Below are 21815 nucleotides of genomic sequence, written 5' to 3'. Positions count from 1 at the left end.
GCACAAAGGATAATAAATGTTTTTGTTAACTTATTTTCTAAGTTGAAGCCATTTTTAATAAATATTTTATTACCGTGGCGTGAATATTTTTATTAATTAATTTTTCACTAAAGAATAAATAATATTAAGTTCATTGGGTTATTTTTGGTTTTTTAATATGGTTCGTTCGTCGTTTTATGATTGTTTTTTGAAATTAAACTCTGTTTCTATACCCAATGAATTTCAAGATGCAGCGCGACGGCAAGGGAATGAATCCCCAGGAACATAGATAACTATGTGACTGGGGTGAATGAGCGCAGCCAACAAAGTGGCAACTTGAAAGACGACGGGTATATATCATTGGGTATACTCTTTATCAACCGCTTGAGGTACGTGGGCATGGTTAAAAAAACCTCATAAACGATAAGTGCTTTCATAATTTCTGATGGTTCGTATAATTCTTTTTTTATCATGCTGTTAATGGGGAAAGATGTGAATCAAACTGCCGATGTCATCGCGGGTATATGCGAATATCTTAATGCCGGAAATGTTAGCGAAATTGGCATTCAATCATTCTCTTTCACATTGCCGGCTGGCAGTAGCGTTCATTGGCTGGCATGGCTCTCTGCCCAGCCTCATTATCCGCAGTTTTATTGGCAACACAGAGAGGGTCATGAAGAGGTTGTCGCATGTGGGCAAATTCGTTTGTTCAGCAATATTGCTGGTGCCGAAAAATTTCTACAGCAATATCAGCAAGTTAAGCAAATGCGGCTGTGGGGGCTGAATGCGTGGGATAAGGTGGATTCTGAACATTGTCACCATAGTTATTTTTATCATGACAACGTATGGCAGGATAAGCACGAAAATCAGGATAAACACGAAAATATAACGGGTAGAGAAAGCTATCTGTTTTTGCCGAGGCTGGAACTGCGTCGCCATCGTAGTGAAAATCGGTTATACATTAACGTCGATGGAAGAGCTGATATTGAAAATGCCTGCCAATTCCTCCGCCAACTTCTTCCGCACCAACCTTTCTTGCCACTACAAACGACTATTTTAGAAGCAAAACATGTGCCTGAAAGTGAGCAGTGGAATATTCTGTTGGAACAGGCACTAGAGGCCATCACCAAGAGTAAAATGGAAAAAGTGGTCATTGCACGAAAAACTGAACTGACGTTAAATTCTCCATTGCAGGCTGCACAATTTATGGCTGCCAGTCGCGGAGTCAATCATCGTTGCTATCATTTCATGCTTGCATTTAGTGCCAACCATGCTTTTCTTGCTTCGACACCTGAGCGGCTTTACTACCGAAATCAATTGCAGTTTTGTACCGAAGCATTGGCGGGAACCGTTGCAAATTCTGAAGATGATCAGGAAGCCGCTAAATTGGCGCAATGGTTATTGGAAGATAAAAAAAACCAGCATGAAAATTTGATTGTTGTTGATGATATTTGTCAACGTCTGCAAGGAGGCGTTGCTTCAGTGGATGTCACTCCGCCTGATGTGATCCGCTTAAGGAAAGTCCAACATCTGCGCAGGCACATTCGTGGCGTATTGAGCCATGTATGTGATAGTGATTGCCTGCGTCGTTTGCAGCCGACAGCCGCCGTTGCAGGTTTACCCCGTGAAGCGGCACGGCAATTTCTGTCAGACAATGAACCTTTCAATCGTGGCTGGTACGCGGGTTCTGCGGGGTATTTATGTTTGGAACAGAGTGAATTTGCCGTTTCGTTACGTTGTGCGCATATTTATGACAATTTGCTCTCGTTATATGCAGGGGCGGGTATTGTTGCTGGTTCTGATCCAGAACAGGAATGGATCGAAATAGAAAACAAGGCTGCTGGATTACGTACATTGTTGGTCAATTGAAATCCATTGGGCACATCGACAAATCCTGGATTTAATTGAATTAAAAAGAATAAAATAATTTTTGAAGTATTTTGTAATATCGTTAAATATAACTATGTAAATTATTTCAATTTGGAAAATAAACTATAGTCAAAATTTATAGAATGATAATTGTTATTAGTTTGCTAATTATATATTATTTTTTAATTTCGTAATTTTTAGCATGATATTCATTGATTTCATCCATATATAATATCATTTAGTAAACATTTAGGAGAATTACAGAATAAAATTCTAAGTCAGTATACAATTCAGTTTATTATGTTGATCTATATCAGATAACCGCTATTATGATCTCGTCTTATCCTAAATGCGCGAACAAACCTTACAAGGCCACGTAAGGGGGTGAAGCCTGTTTTATTTGGATGCAAGGCAGCTGCTGTAGATGCGTGATGTATCGCATTGAAACGGTCTATCAAGTAAGTGAACTTATATCCATATCGTCTGTAATCAGTCGAGGGAATTTTTTTGTATATTGACTAATGGGGTTTAATTTAAATGAAATCTAAGCTGCTTATTTCTTCTCTTTTTGTATCTTCATTATTTGCTGCAACCGCGAATGCAGCTAATGGGACAATTAAATTTGAAGGAGAAGTAATACAGAATGCTTGCAAGGTTCATGGTGACTCTGCTGATCAAACTGTTGAGATGGGCGTAGTTAGTGCAGATGCGTTTAAAAAGGTAAATGACACTGCTGCACCAACAAGTTTCCAGATTAAATTGGTTGATTGTCCGGCAGATATGAAAGAAAAGAATGTCACTATTAAGTTTGATGGCCCAAGTGATAGTGATAACAGAGATCTTTTATCTTTGACTAAAGTAGATAACGCTGCAACGGGTGTCGCTATCGGCATTTATGAAGCTGATACTCAAGCTCGTGTTTCTGTCGCGGGAGCTTCTGAGCAAAATCTCCTTCATAAAGGCGCTGATCAAGAATTAAGATTTATTGCTAAATATGTTGCTACTAAAGAAAAAGTTGGTCCTGGCTCCGCTAATGCAGTGACTAACTTTACAGTAGCTTATAATTAATAGTCCGATATTCCATATATTATATATCCACAATATTTCAAGCTGCGGAACTGTCAATTAATCTGCAACCTGAAAAATGAAGAGTATAAAAACCCAGCAAGGATGCTCGGTTATTTAATTGAATATGACTAATCATGATTGGACGGAGAAAAGACCGTGTCGTGTTATCGTTTGTTTTTTTATGTTTTTTTATATTTTCTTGGTTTTAATGTTTCTGGTTGTAATGTTGCAATGGCAGGCGTCATTGTTGGTGGAACCCGAATTGTTTATTTAAGTGATAAAAAAGAAGTTTCTATTTCTATTAATAACCCTGAAAAAGAAGCTGTTTATCTCATTCAAAGCTGGATACAAGATGAGAATGATAAAACAAAAACTCCTTTTGTTGTGACGCCTCCACTGTTTCAACTTCCGGCAAATAATGAAAATATTTTACGCATTGTCAAAGTTGGCAATCAATTGCCAACGGATAGGGAATCTGTATTTTGGCTTAATGTTAAGTCTATTCCTGAAACGTCTATTCCCGAAACGAAAGGCTCCGATCCAACCTTAAACCAGTTGCAGATTGTCGTTAACTCACGTTTAAAGCTGTTTTATCGCCCCGTGGAACTGAAAGAAAAGGCAGTGACTGCTTATAAAGAAATAAGATTCAAGCAAGAAAATGGCTTATTGCTGGCCGAAAATCCTACCCCTTACTTTATCTCTTTTTCATCTCTTAATGTTGATAACCATGATATCGAACATGCAGGAATGATTAAGCCTTTCAGCCAATTAAGTTGGCCTTTGCCATTCAAAAATGCCAAAAAAGTGAGCTGGAAAGTTATCAATGATTATGGCGGTATAACGCAGGCTGAGTTTGCTGATCTTTAGTTTGTTAATGATCTCTTCATATTGTTAGAAAATCAAATATGTCAAAGAATATCAATCGTAATCTTGCGAGAATATTATATTGTGGTGGGAAGGGTAAACTTTTATTTTCCATGTTGGTAATAGCAGGGAATTTTCTTTGTTATTTAACTGCGTATGCGGAACATAAATTTAACATCCATGCTCTGAAAATTGGCGGAAGCTTGCCTGATGATGTTGATCTTTCAATTTTCCAGTCTGGTTTCCAGCCATCAGGAGTTTATTGGGTGAATATCTTTCTGAATAAAAAAGAGGTGAGTGAAGAAAATATTGATTTTATCTTACAAGATGGCCGGTTACAGCCAAAAATCACACTCAGGCAATGGAAAGATATGGGGATTAAGGTTGATTCTTTTCCTGAATTAGCTGAATTATCCCCAGAAACAGTGATTACAGATATCGGTAAATACATTCCGTCGGCCAGTACAGATTTTGATTTTAATCGGCAGAGGTTGAATATCAGTATTCCTCAAGCAGCATTGAATTATCGCTACAGAGATTATGTTTCTCCTGAATTGTGGGATCAGGGATTAACTACTTTGTTGATTAATTACAGCTATAGTGGCTCTACAAATTGGCAGGATCAACATAATTCAACACAGAATAATTATCTTAATTTAAGGTCAGGAGTTAATTGGGAGGCCTGGCGTTTACGTAATAACGCTACTTATTCTGATCCAGACCAAAGCTGGAAAATCCTCAGTACATATTTTCAGCGTGATATTCACCCTCTTAAGGGACAACTGACGATTGGTGATAGTTTCACCTCTGGCGATCTGTTTGATAGTGTTGAGTTTCGTGGGCTTTTACTTGCGTCTGATGAGAATATGTTGCCGGATAGCCAGAGAGGTTTTGCACCTATTGTACGGGGTATTGCGCAAAGTAGTGCGCAAGTGACGGTCAGACAAAATGGTTATGTCATTTACCAGACCTATGTTCCTTCTGGAGCGTTTGAAATTAGCGATCTCTATCCAACCGTTTCCAGTGGTGATCTGGAAGTTATCATCAAAGAGGCTGATGGTCGGGAGCGCAAGTTTACTCAGGCAATTACAACCGCACCTATTATGTTACGGGAGGGAAACGTCAGGTATTCGCTGGCAATGGGGCGTTATCGCTCTGCCAGTAGTCACAGCCGCAAACCTCATTTTTCTCAGGGTACGTTGACCTATGGCCTTCACAATAGGCTCACTGCTTACGGTGGCACCATTTTATCCCCTGATTATCAATCTGCTTTGTTAGGTTCTGGTGTGGATTTGGGAAATATCGGGGCGGTTTCTTTTGATATTACCCATGCCCAAACGGAATTGGCATCCGGCAAACAATCCACCGGGCAATCTTATCGCTTGCGGTATGAGAAAGATTTTTCATTGACTGGGACACATTTGACGTTGACGAGTTATCGCTATTCAACGGAGGGATTTTATGATTTTGCTGATGCTAATCGCTTTGGGGATACCCGCCGATTGTTTGAGCGTTTTAATCCCAGAAGCAAGTTGCAGCTACAATTTAACCAAACATTAGGCAATTTTGGTGAGATTTATGTTATGGCGTTGCAGCAGGATTATTGGCAACAAAATGGTCGTGAGCGTTCACTGAATGCGGCTTATCACGTTAGTCATCAAGGGATCAATTATGGACTGAATTATTCCTATAACTTGCGGCCACATGCTGATGAGCATGAACAAATATTCGCATTCAGTATCCATGTGCCTTTTGATCGTTGGCTGAAAAACAGTTGGGCTAATTATAGTGTCAATCTCAATAGGAATGACCGTGTTTCCCAGCAAGTCAGCCTGAATGGGACAGCGCTTGAAGATAATAACTTGTTCTACAGTTTGCAACAGAGCTATGTCAATAAAGGAGAAGGCGGGAATGGCAATATTCATGGGGAATATAAGGGAGCTTATGGCCGGATTAATGCTGGCTATAATTATCAATATGCGAACAAACAGCAAGATGATAGCAAACAGCTAAACTACGGCATTCATGGAGGCATTGTCGTTCACCCCTATGGAGTGACTTTATCGCAAGAATTCGGTGATGCTGCGGTATTGGTTCAGGCAGAAGGGGCAAAAGGTATCAAAGTTACTAACAATACTGCGGTAGCCACAGATTGGAACGGCTATGCAATTGTACCGTATGTGAGTAGTTATCGTAAAAACCGAGTCGCTCTGGAACCACACTCATTTGCTGATGATGTCGATATTGATGTGAATACACAATCCGTCGTGCCAACAAAAGGCGCTCTTGTGCTCGCCAGCTTTCAGACACGAATGGGAAATAGGGCATTGATGTACCTGACTTATCGTGGCAGGCCAGTACCTTTTGGCGCTAAGGCCACTCTGGGAAAATCAAATGAAGGTGGTGAAAACAATAGCGCGATTGTCAGCAATGAAGGGCAGGTTTATCTCACGGCACTGCCGGATAGTGGTCGGTTACTGGTCAAATGGGGAGCGTTGGATACCAAAATCTGTACGGTCAATTACGCTCTGCCGAAAGAAAGACCCCAGTCTGGTGTGTACACTTTGGACATGAATTGCGAGTAGGATCAGGCTTATCTATGTTTATCACCCATAAGACATTCACCCATAAAACATTCACCCATAAAACATGCACCCATAAAACATGCACCCATAAAAAATATCGGTTGCTATTGGCAGCCATCAGTATGCTAATAATTCTGTCAACTAATGCTTACAGCCACGCAAATTCCTGTCGTTTTGACATTAAACCTATGGCCGAAAGTATGCTCATCAGTGAAGGCCAATTTTTGGTGAATCGAGAAATTAGAATTGGTGAAGTCATTGGTGCTTATCCCGTCAGGCAAGTGAACAGGAATGAATTTCATTGTGATGACTCGGAGAAGATAGAATGGGAATTCACGGGATATCCTTTTAGCATGACGAGTATCAGCGGGGGTATTCATGATTCTGGCGTACCCGGTATAGGAATCAGGTTCAATAACCAACAGAATGAAACCAAGATAGAGTTTGTGAAAACAAAATCTGAAACGGGTTCTGGCACTATAAAAAATGGTGTGATCACGGCCCGTCTAGCAGGAACAGCGATATATTCCTATTCTCTCAGTAAAATACGCTTTATTACGCCCGGTTGTTCCCTACAAGAAAAGAATATTCGTATTTCAATGGGCAAGATAGGAAGCTCACAGTTTTCAGGGGTTAACAGCACGGCGGGAGAACGCCATTTTGACATTGATTTGGCATGTAATGCCAATGTCCCTATTGAATTGGTCTTGAGCCCGATTATTCAGGGCCGAGCGGGTGATATTCTGGGACTTGACCATGACAGAAACTCAGCGAGTGGGATTGGCCTTCAGGTTTTGTATCAGGATCAACCTATCGTACTCAACTCATCAGTCAAATTAGGTAGCAGTATGAATGGAATTTACTCTATTCCTTTCAAGGCCCGTTATATCCAGACCGATAATCACATTACGGCTGGTAAGGCCAATGCAACTGCAACATTGAATCTCGTCTATCCTTAAATCTTCCCAATCAGAAAACCAGTCATAATTTGTTTTTTTATGGCTGGTCTTACCTTTCTTGTTACGTAATTTCATTTTTTAATGCGGAAATCCCTTGCCCTGTTGCCAACTAAATGACAATTCCTTGAACTAAGATAAGGAAATCGTTTTTACAGTCATTAGGATTAAAGAATACTTATATAATATCTTTTAATTATTACATTTTTTGAAAAGACGTTCTTGAGCATCATATGTCAAACAGCGCACTGAACCGCCGTTGGGCGGAACTTTTATTGGAAGCATTGACCCGCCACGGATTACGTCATGTTTGTATTGCCCCTGGTTCCCGTTCAACACCATTGACATTGGCCGCTGCAAAAAATCATAAGTTGATCCACCATACGCATTTCGATGAACGCGGGTTGGGGCATTTGGCTCTGGGATTGGCAAAAGCGAGTAAAGAACCTGTAGCAGTGATTGTCACATCGGGAACCGCGGTGGCTAATTTGTATCCTTCCTTGATTGAAGCCGGATTGACGGGAGAACGACTGGTGTTTCTCACTGCTGATCGACCACCGGAATTGATCGATTGTGGCGCGAATCAGGCAATTCGTCAGACAGGCATTTTTGCCTCCCATCCTGACCAAGCCCTTGCATTGCCACGCCCAACTACAGAAATTCCCGCCAATTGGTTGGTTTCTGCCATCGATAATGGGATGTCAAATCTGAAACAAGGGGTATTGCATATTAATTGCCCGTTTGCTGAACCCTTGTATGATAATGATATGACGGCGTATCAGGATTGGCAGCAAACATTGGGGAAATGGTGGCAGGGACATGAACCTTGGCTGAGCCAGACAGAAATTCTTACTACAGCAAAAGTAGCAGATTGGGATCACTGGCGACAAAAGAAAGGAATTGTACTGGCTGGCAGAATGAGCGCTGAAGAGGGCGAACTTGTCGCGCAGTGGGCAAAAGAAATGGGCTGGCCATTGATTGGTGATGTGCTGTCTCAAACAGGGCAACCTTTACCGTGCGCTGATTTGTGGCTGAATCATCATCGGGCACAAGAGATTTTGTCTCAGGGACAATTGGTGATTCAGTTTGGTGCCAGCCTGACAGGAAAACGGCTGCTGCAATGGCAGACTCGCTGCCAACCGGAGCAGTATTGGATTGTTGATCCGGTTGCAGGCCGGCTTGATCCGGCAAATCACCAAGGCCGTAAATTTAATTGCCATGTGGCTGATTGGTTGCGGGAACATCCGGCATATTACCGGACACCTTGGGCTGATGAATTAAGTTTATGGGCAAAAAAAGCGCTTAAATGTGTTGAAACAAAATTAGCAGGAAAATTCAGTGAGGCGGCAGTGGCGCATCAACTGCATCAATTGTTACCGGAGCAGGGACAATTGTTTGTCGGCAATAGCCTGGTTGTACGCTTGATTGATGCCTTGGGGCAGTTACCCGCGGGTTACCCTGTTTACAGTAACCGTGGTGCGAGCGGGATTGATGGATTAATCGCGACCGCAGCAGGTGTACAAAGGGCAACCAACAAACCGACACTGGCAATTGTCGGCGATCTTTCTGCTCTCTATGATCTGAATAGTCTGGCCTTATTGCGCCATCTTTCTACTCCCATGCTGTTGATTATCGTGAATAATAATGGCGGACAGATTTTTTCATTACTACCAACACCGCAGGAAGAACATCAGCGTTTCTATTGTATGCCGCAAAACGTTAATTTTGACCATGCTGCGGCCATGTTTGGTCTGAACTATGCTGCGCCAGAAAATTGGCCGGAATTAAAGCAACACGCTAAGCAGGCATGGGAGAGTGAAGGAACAACATTGATTGAATTAAAAGTAGCGGGCAGTGATGGAGCGCTGAATTTACAAGCGCTGCTGGAACAGGTGGCTATGCTGTGAAACTGAGTTGTCAGACGTTTCATTCAGATAATCAGGGAACATGGCTGGTTTGGCTGCATGGTCTATTGGGCAAAGGTGGCGATTGGTTGCCTACAGTGGATGCTTGTGAGCACTATCCTTCATTGGTTATCGATCTACCGGGTCACGGTAATTCTGCCGGTATTACGGTGGCAGGAGGTTTTACTGAGATGGAGGAATTGCTGAGTGCAACCTTATCTGAATATCAGATTGATGATTATTGCCTGATTGGTTACTCGTTGGGGGGACGAATTGCTATGTATCATGCGATTCACAGTAACTATAAAGGGTTGAGGGGATTGCTGGTGGAAGGGGGAAACCCCGGATTACTTTCCCAAAAGGAACGCGATGTGAGATTACAACATGATCGGCATTGGGCACAGCGTTTTCGTCAGGAATCGATAGAGGCTGTCTTGGCTGATTGGTATCAACAACCCGTATTTGCTGATTTAACGATGGCACAACGTAAGCAGCTTATTCATCACCGCAGTAAAAATAGAGGAAAAAACATTGCCGACATGCTGGAAAATACGTCTTTGGGTGTTCAACCTTACTTGATTCCTGATTTACAGCAAATGACAATACCTTTCTCCTATCTGTGTGGGGAAAATGATCATAAATTTCAGAGCATAGCCAGACAATATACATTGCCATTAAAAATCATCCCACAGGTTGGACATAATGCCCATTATGGCAATCCTGCGGCTTTTTCTGCCGCAGTGAACCATTTTTTATCACTCTTTGGTTAAGGAAATTCAATAATGCGTTATCCAAGCGAAGAAAAACTATACGCTCCGGTTGAATGGCGAGATTGTTCTCAAGGGCTTGAAGATATTCTCTACCATAAATCTACGGATGGGATTGCTAAGATTACAATTAATCGTCCGCAGGTACGCAATGCGTTCCGTCCTCTGACTGTCAAAGAGATGATGCAGGCGCTGGCAGATGCCCGCTATGATGATGAAATTGGCACTATCATTCTGACGGGAATGGGTGAAAAGGCTTTTTGTGCCGGAGGGGATCAGAAAATTCGTGGTGATTACGGTGGTTATCAGGATGACAGCGGAGTACATCACCTGAACGTATTGGATTTTCAGCGCCAGATCCGTACCTGTCCAAAACCGGTTGTTGCTATGGTCGCAGGTTACGCCATTGGTGGTGGGCATGTGCTGCATTTGATGTGTGACCTGACTATTGCTGCGGATAATGCTATTTTCGGCCAAACTGGCCCTAAAGTCGGTTCCTTTGATGGTGGCTGGGGCGCGTCTTATATGGCGCGGATCGTAGGGCAGAAAAAAGCCCGCGAAATTTGGTTCCTTTGCCGTCAATACAATGCCGAGGAAGCATTGGATATGGGGCTGGTTAACACGGTTGTGCCTTATGCCGAATTGGAAAAAGAGACAGTGCGCTGGTGCCGCGAAATGCTTGAAAACAGCCCAATGGCGTTGCGTTGCCTGAAAGCGGCACTGAATGCCGATTGTGATGGTCAGGCTGGTTTGCAGGAATTGGCGGGGAACGCCACCATGCTGTTCTACATGACGGAAGAAGGGCAGGAAGGGCGCAATGCCTTCAACGAAAAACGCCCCCCTGATTTCGGTAAATTCAAGCGTAATCCATAATGCGTAAAGCGACTTTATATCGATTCAGCCTGCCAATGGAGGCAGGCGTTATCTTGCGTTATCAACGCCTAAAGACCCGTGATGGATTTCTGATTCATTTACAGGAAAACGGGCGGGATGGTTGGGGGGAAATATCCCCGTTACCAGAATTTAGCCATGAAACTCTCGAACAGGCTAAAACCGCTGTCGTAGAATGGTTGCAGCAATGGTGCCAGAATCGGTGCCTGAACCAGAGTCAACGTTCTCAGCCAGAAGAAAGCGCGCTTCCATCCGTCGCTTTTGGTCTCAGTTGTGCATTAGCTGAGTTGCGGGGAGAACTGCCGGAGGAAGCCGATTATCGCAAGGCACCGTTATGCACAGGCGATCCCGACGATGTGATTCTACGACTGGGAAATATGGCAGGTCAAAAGATTGCTAAAGTCAAGGTTGGTTTATATGAAGCGGTACGTGATGGCATGGTAGTGAATGTGATGCTGGAAGCGGTTCCCGAACTTCAGCTACGACTGGATGCTAATCGCAGTTGGACACCGGCAAAAGCAGAGAGTTTCGCTAAATATGTCAATCCCGATTATCGCCAGAGGATTGCTTTCCTCGAAGAGCCTTGCAAAACCCGTGAGGAATCTTTGGTGTTTGCCCGTGAAACCGGTATCGCCATTGCATGGGATGAAAGTGTACGGGAAGACGATTTCATCGTGGAGGCGCAAGAAGGTGTTTCTGCCATCATCATTAAACCGACATTGGTAGGTAGTATCGCCCGCTGTCGGCAGTTGATCTCTGAAGCGCATCAGCTCGGTTTAGAAGCAGTGATTAGCTCCAGTATTGAAACCAGTTTTGGTTTGACGCAGTTGGCTCGTCTGGCGCATTGGCTGACACCAGATACACTTCCGGGTTTGGATACACTGGATCTGATCCAATCACAACTCATTCGTTGTTGGCCTGATAGCACAATGCCTTGTGTGACGCTGGATAAGCTGGAAACGGTGTGGAGCCATGAATGTCAGTCATAGAATGGACCCGATGGCCGTGGCAGCATTGGGCGGCTATCCATCCTCAAAAGCAAGCCATTCAGTTTTATGATGAGCAATTAAACTGGCAGCAGTTAACCAAGAGAATCAATGCCATTGTTACCCATTTTCACCAACAGGGGCTTTCTGAAAACAGTGGTGTGATCCTGAGGGGAAAAAACAGTGGCGGGCTTCTTTTGTGTTATCTGGCCGCCTTACAATGTGGGGCAAGGGTATTGCCCCTTAATCCTCAACTCCCCGATCGGTTGTTGGCAGAATTATTGCCTCATCTCAACATCTCTTATGGCGTGGATTTTACAGGCTCACCTTCTCCGGTTATTCAGGTCAAGGAACTCGATTGGCTACAAAAACGGTCATCCATATCCGAACAACCGATAATATGGGAAACCGTACCATGGAAAATTGGACGTCCCGCCAGCATGATTCTGACCTCAGGATCGTCCGGATTGCCCAAAGCCGCAGTACATTCCATCGGCGCTAATCTTGCCAGCGCACAAGGTATTCTTTCCTGCATGGATTTTCAGCCAGATGATAGCTGGTTGCTTTCTCTACCCTTATTTCATGTTTCCGGTCAGGGAATTCTTTGGCGTTGGTTGCAGCAAGGGGCAAATTTGGTATTGCGGGACTTGCATCCATTGGAGCGTGCGCTATCTGGTTGTACCCATGCTTCGCTTGTACCGACTCAGCTTTGGCGTTTATTGGAACAGCCTCTTAAGCATCCATTAACATTAAAAGAAGTCCTGTTGGGAGGTGCCGTGATACCCACGACCCTGACCCAACGGGCTGAACAGTTGGGCATACGCTGTTGGTGTGGTTATGGGCTGACAGAAATGGCTTCAACTGTCTGCGTAAAACGAGCTGATGGCTTGCCTGGTGTCGGGAACCCGCTTCCGGGAAAATCTATTCGTCTGGTGGATGAAGAAATACAGATCCGTGCCGACAGTATCGCAAGTGGTTATTGGTTTGATGGGAAATTGAATCCACTGACAAATACAGAAGGATGGTTTTCTACTCGTGACAGAGGCGTATTTGAGCAGGGAGAGTTACGGATTCTGGGACGTCTCGACAACCAGTTTTTCAGTGGCGGTGAAGGCATCCAGCCAGAAGATATTGAGAGGATCATTAATCAGCATCCAAAGATAGAGCAAAGCTTTGTTGTTCCCGTTCCTGATGTTGAATTCGGTCATCGGCCTGTGGCTGTTATTGAAACAAAATATCCTGAACTGATAGAAACTCTGAGTGGTTGGCTTTCGGATAAACTCGCTGCTTTCCAAATTCCTATCGCTTACTATTTGTTGCCATCACAGTTAAAAGATGGCGGGATAAAGATTTCACGCCAACAAGTTAAACAATGGATAGCGGAAAAAATCACTGTTATTAATAATGCAGATAGTAAATAGTCTCAATGTTTACATATCTTGATAAATCTAGAGATTTCATTGCTTCCGTTATCTATAGGCGTCTCTCTGATTTCAGTAAGATATCTTAAGTGGTATTGGCATTCACCAATTGAGAAGAGAGAGAAAAAATATGAAAGGTCTTATTGCTACCAGCGCAGCCAGTTTGCTCTTTTTAACTGGTGCAGCAAACGCTATTTCCATGGATGTACAAATGGGAAAGCACAACACCAGTACCTCTGTAGGGATTGGTGATAAAAATGCGGGGCTATCTTTTAATGGCAACTGGACTCGCAGTGACCATAATGGGCAACTTGGTAGTTTAGGTGTTGCTTTCGGCTTACCTGTTGGGCCATTTACGGCAAGTGTTGGTGGCAAGGCACTCTATCTGTCGCCAAAAGAGGGTAAAGATGGGGCTGCATTGGCTGGTGGCGTTGGCCTCAGCTGGGCGGTAATACCTTCTTTATCCCTGTATGGCGAGGCGTATGGTGCGCCATCAAGCTTAACGTCGGGAGTGGACTCTTACACTGAGGCGGCAGGGGGAGCGCGTGTTACGCTTATTAAGCCGTTGACTGTTGATGTAGGTTATCGTGTCATTGATATAAAAGGAAAAAATGGTAACCGTAGTAATAAAGTTTCTGATGGTTTTTACATTGGGGCAGGTTTAAGCTTCTAAATCAGCATCATCAAGATTATTCGCCTCTGCTATATCGAGGCGGATAATCTTAAACAGGATAAAAATTATCCGACTTTTGGCAGTATTCCTGTCACAATGCCAATTTGAATTGCAATGATCGCAATCCCACACAAGAAGACAAGGACTAAAGCTGGTTTCCCTCCCTTGACACGATATCCACCCTCATTTTCCTGACGGCTGCGCCAAACCAGCAGGGAAGGTAATAACAGCGCCAGAATGGAAAGGGCAACGGCAGCATACGTCAGTGCCATAACAAAGTTAGGGTAATACAGTGCGCATAACAATGGAGGAATAAACGTTATCAATCCTGTTTGTAACCTCCCTTTCGCATGATTGCTGCGTTTCAGAAGGTCAGCAAGGTAATCAAACAGACCTAAAGCAACCCCAAGGAACGAAGTCGCCAGAGCGAGATCCGCAAATAGATGGACAGCAAGGACGATTTTGGGTGACACGACAACTTCTTTGACTGCTGCCAATAGGCCATTCAGCCCAGACTGTTGTGCAAGAATATCAACAAAGGTATTTGAAGAAATCGCACCGAGAGTCACTAATTGCCACAGGATATAGGCGCTCAGAGGAATAGCACTACCGATGACAAAGATCTTCCGTAGCTTGTTGGTATCTCCCCCCATATAGGCAACAATGCTTGGTATACTTCCGTGAAAGCCGAATGAGGTAAAAATGACCGGAATGGCGGATAATATCAGCCCTTGCTCAACAGGCATGGACATCAGGTTGATTTTATCAACATGGGGCATCATCACACCAAGTACAACGACCAGAAAAACGATTTTGGCGGTAAACAGCAGGCGGTTAATTAAATCGACGGAGTGGGTACCGATACAGACGACCCCGCCAGCAATAATGGTAAAAATAATAATTCCAACAGAGATAGAAATGGGTTTATCTAACCATGAAGAAAGACTGGCTGACAGTAATTCTCCTGCGCCACTAATATAGGCTGTTGTTAGGGCATACATCAGGAAAAGCATGCTGAAACCCGTTAATGCTTTCCCGCCAACACCAAGATAGCGTTTTGCGATGGTTCCCAATCCAGTATTAAACTTATCATATTGATAAACTTCTACGAGCAGGAGCGCGGTATAACTCATTAATGCCCAAAGGGCGACCAGCATAACAAATATGGTTCCAAACCCCACACCTGCTGCTGCCAATGGCATTGCCAGCATCCCAGCTCCAATCGTCGTTCCTGCAACGATAAAAATACTGCCAACAGTGCGATTTTTCACGCTACCCTCGTTTCTGAATATGTTGAAAAAATAGTTATAAGATTAGCAGGTTAAATGAATGACTTATGGCTGTCAAATCAATGGTACACATGATGTAAATAAATAATTACACTCAGTTTATTATCAGATGAGGATAAAATAACTTCATACCTCAATCTTGTTTTATCTACAAGACACAACTATACCCAACAGCACCTAACAGACTTTAATTTGTAGTGTGGGAATAAGGAAGTCAATTCCATAGTGTATAGAAAATATGTGATTAACCAGACAGCAAATACAGCAGCAGCTTAAAAGATGAAGGGGAAGCGTATTCAGATGCAGGGCGTTAATTTGCCTGAAAAGTAAAAACCCGCTATCTCACCGAATGGTTACGGGAAATAACCACGGTGCTACAGGGCGGTTATATCCCACCTGTTCCAACATGGATTCGCCCAATGAAATATAGCGATTCACCATCGACTCGGCTTGCTGTGTCATGGCTCTGATTTCGATAGGAATAGGAAACCTATCCATCACAGATAAATCCGAACCTAACAGTTTTTTGAAATGCCGTGGGGGCTGGTAACCAACCATTAACCCCACTATAGGGTTCTCAGTGATACGCAAATTTGAGCTGTGATTTTCAATGACCACGCAGTCAAACTGAAACTCACCAATGGAGCGTGTTACCACTGAGGCTGTTGTGGTGTTAAAACCGCTGAGAAAGTCCATAGCGTACCTATAGATAAAAGAAAACCCGCCGAAGCGGGTTGTTACGAGTTGATTTCTTATCGCCCAATGCGCTCACTGGCAATTTTATAGGCTTTCGAGTCTTCTCTTTTGCCTACCGCTATTACCCAGATCACAATCTCTTCATCTATCACCTGATAGACAAGGCGAAATCCAGACGAACGAAGTTTTATTTTAAAGCAGCCAGCTAAATCACCGTGTAGTCTACCTGATTCGATATAAGGATTTTCCTGTAACTTTTTCAGTTTCTTTTTAAACTGTTCACGGATACTGTTATCCAGTTTCTGCCATTCCTTTAAAGCGCGCTCGTCAAACTCGATATTAAATCTCATCGAGATTTACCCGAATTCGTTTAGCAGGATTCTTGAGTCGCTCACGAACTACTTCCAAAATATCTTCGTCTTCGTCGCGTTCTGAGACCATTACGGATACTTCTGTAAACGGCAGTTTTTCATTTTCTGCCACATAGCGCAGAAAGAGCCGCATTGCATCGGAAGGAGAAAGATTCATTTTTTCAAGTGCCTGATAAGCGCTTCTTTTAAGTTCTTCGTCCACTCTAATCTGAATTGTGCTCATAGTATCTCCATATGTAATTACATTTGTATTGCATTGTATGTTATTTAATCTATGATGCAATCAGTTTTTTTAAATTTTAGCCGTCCGTGGCTTTGGACTAGAATATATTCATCGGCAGGGAGAGCAGGTTTTCAATGTAAAACCCGTATCGTCTTGCTACTCCGTCAATGATGCCCTGCGGCGTCTCAGTTCCACCTGTAAAAGTTTCAGTTTTGTTGAGATGGTTATCCATCCTGAGCCATTTGCACCACGATTTCAGAGCCATGAGGTAATGTCATTGGTGACAGATTCCTGTTTGGCTTGAACTCATGGAAAATACCAATAACCATGCAACACCGAGGATCTTGTCATTGGCTGAACTAACTTTCTACGGTGAAGCTGTTAGCGCTGCTCGATAAATACTTTCCTTTAAGGGATTTAAAGGTCTCTCTATTAGAAATGTTGAGCTTACTGTTAGTGATAGTGTGGCTATCTATATTTGTCGTGGATGTGATCAAACTGGCTTAGTTCATGGTTATCCAGAATCACGGGCAAAAAAGGGAGATTTTACATGTGAACTAATGGGGCTTATTCGTAGTAATAACCCAGGGCAAGGCACTCTGGGTTTTGAAGATGAACAAATGAATTTTGAGTTCGAATGTCTTGGCGATGAATCTCTTTTACCCAATCATTTAGGACTAGACTCTCAAGCAACAAAAGCGAGATACCTGTCTTTTTTACGTTCTTTATTCCGTGCAGCAGTGAACGAATGGAGATGGTTAGGAAGAGTCCCTAATATCAAAGTTCGTCAAAAAAAGGAGATCAGGGTCAGATGGCTAACACAGGAGGAGGCTGCCAGATTAATAAAATGCATGCCTGATGTAATAAAACCTGTTGTGATTTTTGCATTAGCAACGGGCTTAAGGCGTTCAAACATTTTAAATCTGGAATGGTCGCAGCTTGATTTACAGAGAAAGGTTGCATGGATACACCCAGAAGATGCAAAAGGCGGGAAAGCGATAGGTGTCGCCCTAAATGATACCGCGTGCCAAGTTTTACGAAATCAGATAGGGAAACACAATCGCTGGGTTTTTGTTCATACCAAAGCATGACATAGATCTGATGGAACTCCTACAGATAAAGTCAGAAAAATGAGAGTTGATGACAATACAGCCTGGAAAACTGGATTACGCAGAGCTGGTATTGAAAATTTTCGATTTCATGATCTGCGTCACACTTGGGCAAGTTGGTTGGTTCAAGAAGGGGTACCATTAAGCGCATTGCAGGAAATGGGTGGCTGGGAATCAATTGAGATGGTGCGTCGATATGCGCATCTAGCACCTTCTCATCTGACAGAGCATGCACAAAAAATTGATGCACTATTTCACGATGAGGTCTCAAATATGTCCCACCCAGCTCTTAGCATCGTTGGTGAGCACAAATGAAAAACCCGCTATCTTGTTGAGAGATAACGGGTTCTTGTATGGTGCCGGCTACCGGAGTCGAACTGGTGACCTACTGATTACAAGTCAGTTGCTCTACCAACTGAGCTAAGCCGGCGAAATTTGGCGGAAGGATAGAGATTCGAACTCTAGGATGGTTTCCCATCGGCGGTTTTCAAGACCGCTGCCTTCGACCGCTCGGCCATCCTTCCATGGCGCGAGATTATGCCTATATTGATTTAATGTGTCTAGTCCCTAAAGAAAAAAAATACCTTTTTTTTTACTGCCTGCTCAATCTTTGATCTTCAATGGTCTTTTGATTTGCTAACCTGCTAGTATAAACTAAGTATTCTGGCTTATTTATCTACGGGTTGATGTTGCATTGACCAAAATATATTCATACTAAAGGCAATTACTCCAAGAATGTATAAACAACCACCTATCAAGCCTTCAACTATTCCTCGTTTTTACACGCTATTTGTTACTTTGCTTTTTACGTCTCTATTTTTATTCGGGTATAACTATTTTGATATTTGGCTGATGGAGAAAAAATATGCTATCAGTAATGTAACCGAGAAGATGAGATTGCAGATTAAAGATTATCGTTACTACTCAAATCATATCTTTGAACAGTCTAATACTTTACCAATCTCCTCTCAGGAGACACCATCGTTGCTAAAACTAGGTCCAGATGTCTATTGGTTAGAAAATCGCTATCAGGCCGTTGATGCAATTATTTTTGGTCAATACAGCGATTTTAGTATTCGACTTGCTCAACAATTGTCTAACTATCTGGAAATTCTCTGGGGGCCTCGCAATGAATACTTGTCGATGTATTACCTTAATGGGAAAGAAAATAATTTATTATTGATAACGAACCACTCACTCTTAAAACCAGAAATAAGGTTCAAGGACAGTTACCTGACCCTGAATTATGATGCCAGACGCACTGAGATGTTAGACCAGTTCATCACATTGGATGAAAAGGAGAATATATCACCCATTAATGTATTACGTGGTGAGAATATTTATTTTTATACTTATAAAGCTGGGTTTAATGTAACTGGTCAATTAACTACCATCATTGCCTTTGATTTGCCTATCAATAATCTTTTGCCGGTTGATATGCCACCAGCAAATTTTCGGCTGAATGCAATTAGCTCACACGAGGCTGATAACTCAGATGAAATTGAGGTTTCATGGAACGGTTTTTGGCTGGAGTTCTCCCAGTCTCTTAATATCGTGCCATATAAATTGTCTTATCAAGTTCCATTGAAGACACTGATTGTAGATTTATTGTTCAGAAATTCCTGGCTTCTGCTTTCAATATTGCTTTTCTTTTTATTTTCGTTAAATGGGTTGTTTTATATTCGTCGGCGATATATTGCACCAAATGCCTCTATGAGTAATGAGCTAAAGATTAAGGATTCTCTGAATAACGATATTATTTCTAATATTCCCACCGGATTGGTGCTCTACGATTTTGCTGCGAACCAAATAATGATGAGTAATAAAATCGCAGAGCGGTTGATGCCTCATATAGATTTGAATAAAGTTAGAATTATGGCGCAACAGCATCATGGTGTAATTCAAACATCCATTGATGAGGCGATTTATGAAGTGAAAATGTATAGCAACAGCTTATTACCAGAGACTTACTTGTTTTTACTACAAGACAAAGATCAGGAAGTCATGGCAAATAAACGATTACAATTTGCTCATCAGGAATATGAGAGAAGTATTCAGTCCAGAAGGTCAATGCTTTCGAATATTAATAATGAAATAAAGCAGCCGGTTAAGAACTTAAATGATATTGCTGACCAATTGAAACAGTTATCACAAGATGAGAATGAGCAGAAGTTGCTGGATAAATTATTAGCTAAATCCAAATATATTACTGAATGGGTTGAAAATATTTCATTGCTCAATAGCTTGGAGTTTAATGATTGGCAGCCAGCGAATGAAGTATTTTCTCTATCTTCACGTTTGGAAGATATTTTGAAAACCTCTCTGCCGACTTTGAATGCTAAGGGACTGAGAATTTATTATCATTTTAATCTATCCCGTGAATCTTTATTTATTGGGGATGGAGTCGCGCTAAGTAAAGTTGTCACGTTGTTATTTAACTATGCAATGATAACGACCAGCTATGGCAAAATATCGTTGATCGTTAATATTTCTGGTAAATATGACAACCATATTCAAATTGAGCTCATGGATAGTGGCTCTGGTTTGAGCGAAAAAGATTTGGCTAGTTTGAATTACCCTTTTCTATACAAATCAACAGAAGATAAGTACTCTACCAATTCAGGTATGGCTTTTTATTTATGTAACCAGTTATGCAAAAGAATGGGAGGAAATCTTGATATTAAAAGTAAGTTAGGTTTAGGCACTCATTATGTTATCAATCTGCCTTTATCACAGTATGATGATGAAAATGGTGAAACGCCCCAGCTTTTGGAAGGGATTACGATCTTAATTGATATCAATAACCCCGAAATCAGCAAAATCATCCATACTTATCTCAGTAATTACGGTGCAACTTATTTCGATAAAAGTAAAGGGAACATTACGGAAGAATACGATATTATACTTACGGATAAACAGTACAAAGAGGAAAAACCAACTATATTATTAGTGGGCAATCTACTAGAGTTCAAGCAGCTGAAGCCCGGTTTGGTTCAGTGCAATTACAATCTTGTTGATGCTGTTATCAATGCAATATCGTTTCTGATTGAAGAGAATTTCAGTTTAGAAGAGTCAGAAGAAGTTTTTGAGAGCTCTGAACCAGTATGCAAACTCACTGAGGATGTTGATTCATGTGAGGATATTGATAGTGATATCTGCAATATTCTCAAAGATTATCAAATTCAGTTGGGAAACAGTGATTACAGGAAATTATTTATAGAGACGGTACCTATGGATATTACTAAACTGTATACTGATATGGAACGACATGATTTGGTATCACTTTCGCAAACGGTACACCGCCTTAAGGGTGCGTTTGCTATGTTAGATTTAGAGTTTCTTAGGTCATCATGTGAGGCATTGGAAAAACACATAGCAGACAATAATGAAGTAGAAATCAAAAGTAGCATCAGCCTCATTGATTCCTTTATCACAAAGCTGTTGCAACAAGGTAACCAATAATATGAATAACCTTAATGTCATTATTGCCGATGACCATCCCATCGTTTTGTTTGGCATCCGCAAGTCTCTTGAACAAATTGAGTGGATTAATGTGGTGGGGGAATTTGAAAATTCAACTACGCTCATTAACAGCTTGCCACATATAGAGGCAGATGTTCTGATAACGGATTTGTCAATGCCTGGGGATAAATACGGTGATGGCATCACCCTGATAAAATATATTAAACGCCATTACCCAACATTGGCAGTTATTGTCCTTACAATGAACAATAACCCGGCTATTTTAAGCGCTATACTTGAGCTTGATATTGAGGGAATAGTGTTAAAACAAGGAGCACCAACTGATTTGCCCAGAGCTCTTTCTGCTTTGCAGAAGGGGAAACAATTCACACCTGAAAGTGTTTCCAAGTTACTGGAAAAAGTAAATGCCAATGGTTACGGGGATAAACGTTTATCTCCTAAAGAGAGCGAGGTTCTGCGCTTATTTGCCGAAGGTTTTCTTGTTACTGATATTGCTAAAAAACTTAATCGTAGTATTAAAACTATCAGTAGCCAGAAGAAATCAGCAATGCTAAAACTGGGAGTTGATAACGATATTGCGTTACTTAACTATTTATCCTCTGTCACGATTGACAAAGATATGGGTAAATAACCAATTGGTTATCTTTCCTGGTAGAAAATCGGTAGTTGACGTTACCGATT

17 protein-coding genes, 2 tRNA genes and 1 pseudogene are annotated in these 21815 nt (G+C 42.1%); 14 read left to right on the top strand and 6 right to left on the bottom strand.

Features of this window, described 5'->3' with window-relative positions; translation table 11 throughout:
* The first annotated feature begins 471 nt into the window (after nt 1–471).
* The 11 genes from AB204_RS08790 (at nt 472) to AB204_RS08740 (ending at nt 13963) form a co-directional block, all read left to right on the top strand.
* Complete coding sequence (locus tag AB204_RS08790; protein ID WP_235428056.1) at nt 472–1848, top strand: isochorismate synthase; 1377 nt, start codon at nt 472–474, stop codon at nt 1846–1848.
* 537 nt (nt 1849–2385) lie between these two features.
* Nucleotides 2386–2916, top strand: a complete 531-nt coding sequence (locus AB204_RS08785; protein ID WP_047963003.1) for a fimbrial protein — start codon at nt 2386–2388, stop codon at nt 2914–2916.
* A 231-nt stretch (nt 2917–3147) separates the two neighbouring features.
* Nucleotides 3148–3783 (top strand): fimbrial biogenesis chaperone, encoded by a 636-nt coding sequence (locus tag AB204_RS08780; protein ID WP_047963006.1) that lies wholly within the window; start codon nt 3148–3150, stop codon nt 3781–3783.
* Nucleotides 3784–3821: 38 nt separating this feature from the next.
* Entirely contained in the window at nt 3822–6365 is a 2544-nt protein-coding gene (locus AB204_RS08775; RefSeq protein ID WP_047963002.1) for a fimbria/pilus outer membrane usher protein, read from the top strand.
* Between the two features lie 122 nt (nt 6366–6487).
* On the top strand, nt 6488–7324 hold the full coding sequence (locus AB204_RS08770) for a fimbrial protein (protein WP_161796544.1): 837 nt from the start codon (nt 6488–6490) through the stop codon (nt 7322–7324).
* 230 nt (nt 7325–7554) lie between these two features.
* The gene (gene menD / locus AB204_RS08765) at nt 7555–9228 is read left to right on the top strand and encodes a 2-succinyl-5-enolpyruvyl-6-hydroxy-3-cyclohexene-1-carboxylic-acid synthase (RefSeq protein ID WP_047963000.1); all 1674 of its coding nucleotides are present in this window, start codon (nt 7555–7557) and stop codon (nt 9226–9228) included.
* Complete coding sequence (gene menH / locus AB204_RS08760; protein ID WP_047962999.1) at nt 9225–9995, top strand: 2-succinyl-6-hydroxy-2,4-cyclohexadiene-1-carboxylate synthase; 771 nt, start codon at nt 9225–9227, stop codon at nt 9993–9995. The genes menD and menH overlap by 4 nt, the downstream gene beginning before the upstream one ends.
* Before the next feature lie 12 nt (nt 9996–10007).
* Nucleotides 10008–10865 carry a 1,4-dihydroxy-2-naphthoyl-CoA synthase gene (gene menB, locus AB204_RS08755; protein WP_047962998.1) on the top strand — a complete coding sequence of 286 codons (858 nt, stop codon included), beginning with the start codon at nt 10008–10010 and terminating at the stop codon, nt 10863–10865.
* The gene (gene menC / locus AB204_RS08750; protein WP_047962997.1) at nt 10865–11872 is read left to right on the top strand and encodes an o-succinylbenzoate synthase; all 1008 of its coding nucleotides are present in this window, start codon (nt 10865–10867) and stop codon (nt 11870–11872) included. The genes menB and menC overlap by 1 nt, the downstream gene beginning before the upstream one ends.
* Nucleotides 11860–13290, top strand: coding sequence for an o-succinylbenzoate--CoA ligase (gene menE, locus AB204_RS08745; protein ID WP_047962996.1), 1431 nt, complete (start codon nt 11860–11862; stop codon nt 13288–13290). The genes menC and menE overlap by 13 nt, the downstream gene beginning before the upstream one ends.
* Before the next feature lie 130 nt (nt 13291–13420).
* Nucleotides 13421–13963, top strand: a complete 543-nt coding sequence (locus AB204_RS08740) for a YfaZ family outer membrane protein (protein WP_047962995.1) — start codon at nt 13421–13423, stop codon at nt 13961–13963.
* A 65-nt stretch (nt 13964–14028) separates the two neighbouring features.
* On the opposite strand, the gene tyrP is transcribed toward AB204_RS08740, so the two are convergent.
* The 4 genes from tyrP to AB204_RS08720 form a co-directional block, all read right to left on the bottom strand.
* Nucleotides 14029–15174, bottom strand: coding sequence for a tyrosine transporter TyrP (gene tyrP / locus AB204_RS08735; protein WP_324292610.1), 1146 nt, complete (start codon nt 15172–15174; stop codon nt 14029–14031).
* 420 nt (nt 15175–15594) lie between these two features.
* Nucleotides 15595–15948: a hypothetical protein gene (locus AB204_RS08730; protein WP_053067863.1), complete on the bottom strand. Its 354-nt coding sequence runs from the start codon at nt 15946–15948 to the stop codon at nt 15595–15597.
* A gap of 56 nt (nt 15949–16004) precedes the next feature.
* A complete protein-coding gene (locus AB204_RS08725) occupies nt 16005–16298 on the bottom strand; it encodes a type II toxin-antitoxin system RelE family toxin (RefSeq protein WP_047962993.1) in 294 nt (97 codons plus the stop codon).
* Complete coding sequence (locus AB204_RS08720) at nt 16288–16542, bottom strand: type II toxin-antitoxin system RelB/DinJ family antitoxin (RefSeq protein ID WP_047770479.1); 255 nt, start codon at nt 16540–16542, stop codon at nt 16288–16290. Before AB204_RS08720 ends, AB204_RS08725 begins: the two co-directional genes overlap by 11 nt.
* 683 nt (nt 16543–17225) lie before the next feature.
* Between AB204_RS08720 and AB204_RS23455 the strand changes: the two are divergent.
* Nucleotides 17226–17966: pseudogene (locus AB204_RS23455) on the top strand (tyrosine-type recombinase/integrase); the annotation flags it as partial.
* Between the two features lie 39 nt (nt 17967–18005).
* Here AB204_RS23455 and AB204_RS08710 read toward each other — a convergent pair.
* Both AB204_RS08710 and AB204_RS08705 read right to left on the bottom strand, forming a co-directional pair.
* Nucleotides 18006–18081, bottom strand: a tRNA-Thr gene (locus AB204_RS08710).
* 6 nt (nt 18082–18087) lie between these two features.
* Nucleotides 18088–18175 (bottom strand) — tRNA-Ser (locus AB204_RS08705).
* 211 nt (nt 18176–18386) lie between these two features.
* Here AB204_RS08705 and rcsD point away from each other — a divergent pair.
* Together rcsD and rcsB are read left to right on the top strand one after the other, a co-directional pair.
* The gene (gene rcsD, locus AB204_RS08700; RefSeq protein WP_047962992.1) at nt 18387–21113 is read left to right on the top strand and encodes a phosphotransferase RcsD; all 2727 of its coding nucleotides are present in this window, start codon (nt 18387–18389) and stop codon (nt 21111–21113) included.
* 1 nt (nt 21114) lies between these two features.
* Nucleotides 21115–21765 carry a response regulator transcription factor RcsB gene (rcsB, locus tag AB204_RS08695; RefSeq protein WP_047962991.1) on the top strand — a complete coding sequence of 217 codons (651 nt, stop codon included), beginning with the start codon at nt 21115–21117 and terminating at the stop codon, nt 21763–21765.
* Nucleotides 21766–21815: the final 50 nt, after the last annotated feature.

It is taken from the genome of Xenorhabdus khoisanae (assembly GCF_001037465.1).
In the GTDB taxonomy this organism is placed as follows: Bacteria; Pseudomonadota; Gammaproteobacteria; order Enterobacterales; family Enterobacteriaceae; genus Xenorhabdus; species Xenorhabdus khoisanae.
Note: the sequence above shows the minus strand (reverse complement) of the source record. Positions and strands in the feature narration are given on the sequence as shown.

Excerpts from the sequence above, each read along its gene's own strand:
- AB204_RS08785 (WP_047963003.1), top strand. The coding sequence starts at position 2,386 with ATGAAATCTAAGCTGCTTATTTCTTCTCTTTTTGTATCTTCATTATTT.
- AB204_RS08780 (WP_047963006.1), top strand. The coding sequence starts at position 3,148 with ATGGCAGGCGTCATTGTTGGTGGAACCCGAATTGTTTATTTAAGTGAT.
- AB204_RS08775 (WP_047963002.1), top strand. The coding sequence starts at position 3,822 with ATGTCAAAGAATATCAATCGTAATCTTGCGAGAATATTATATTGTGGT.
- AB204_RS08770 (WP_161796544.1), top strand. The coding sequence starts at position 6,488 with ATGCTAATAATTCTGTCAACTAATGCTTACAGCCACGCAAATTCCTGT.
- menD (WP_047963000.1), top strand. The coding sequence starts at position 7,555 with ATGTCAAACAGCGCACTGAACCGCCGTTGGGCGGAACTTTTATTGGAA.
- menB (WP_047962998.1), top strand. The coding sequence starts at position 10,008 with ATGCGTTATCCAAGCGAAGAAAAACTATACGCTCCGGTTGAATGGCGA.
- menC (WP_047962997.1), top strand. The coding sequence starts at position 10,865 with ATGCGTAAAGCGACTTTATATCGATTCAGCCTGCCAATGGAGGCAGGC.
- menE (WP_047962996.1), top strand. The coding sequence starts at position 11,860 with ATGTCAGTCATAGAATGGACCCGATGGCCGTGGCAGCATTGGGCGGCT.
- AB204_RS08740 (WP_047962995.1), top strand. The coding sequence starts at position 13,421 with ATGAAAGGTCTTATTGCTACCAGCGCAGCCAGTTTGCTCTTTTTAACT.
- tyrP (WP_324292610.1), bottom strand. The coding sequence starts at position 15,174 with ATGCTGGCAATGCCATTGGCAGCAGCAGGTGTGGGGTTTGGAACCATA.
- AB204_RS08730 (WP_053067863.1), bottom strand. The coding sequence starts at position 15,948 with ATGGACTTTCTCAGCGGTTTTAACACCACAACAGCCTCAGTGGTAACA.
- AB204_RS08725 (WP_047962993.1), bottom strand. The coding sequence starts at position 16,298 with ATGAGATTTAATATCGAGTTTGACGAGCGCGCTTTAAAGGAATGGCAG.
- AB204_RS08720 (WP_047770479.1), bottom strand. The coding sequence starts at position 16,542 with ATGAGCACAATTCAGATTAGAGTGGACGAAGAACTTAAAAGAAGCGCT.
- rcsD (WP_047962992.1), top strand. The coding sequence starts at position 18,387 with ATGTATAAACAACCACCTATCAAGCCTTCAACTATTCCTCGTTTTTAC.
- rcsB (WP_047962991.1), top strand. The coding sequence starts at position 21,115 with ATGAATAACCTTAATGTCATTATTGCCGATGACCATCCCATCGTTTTG.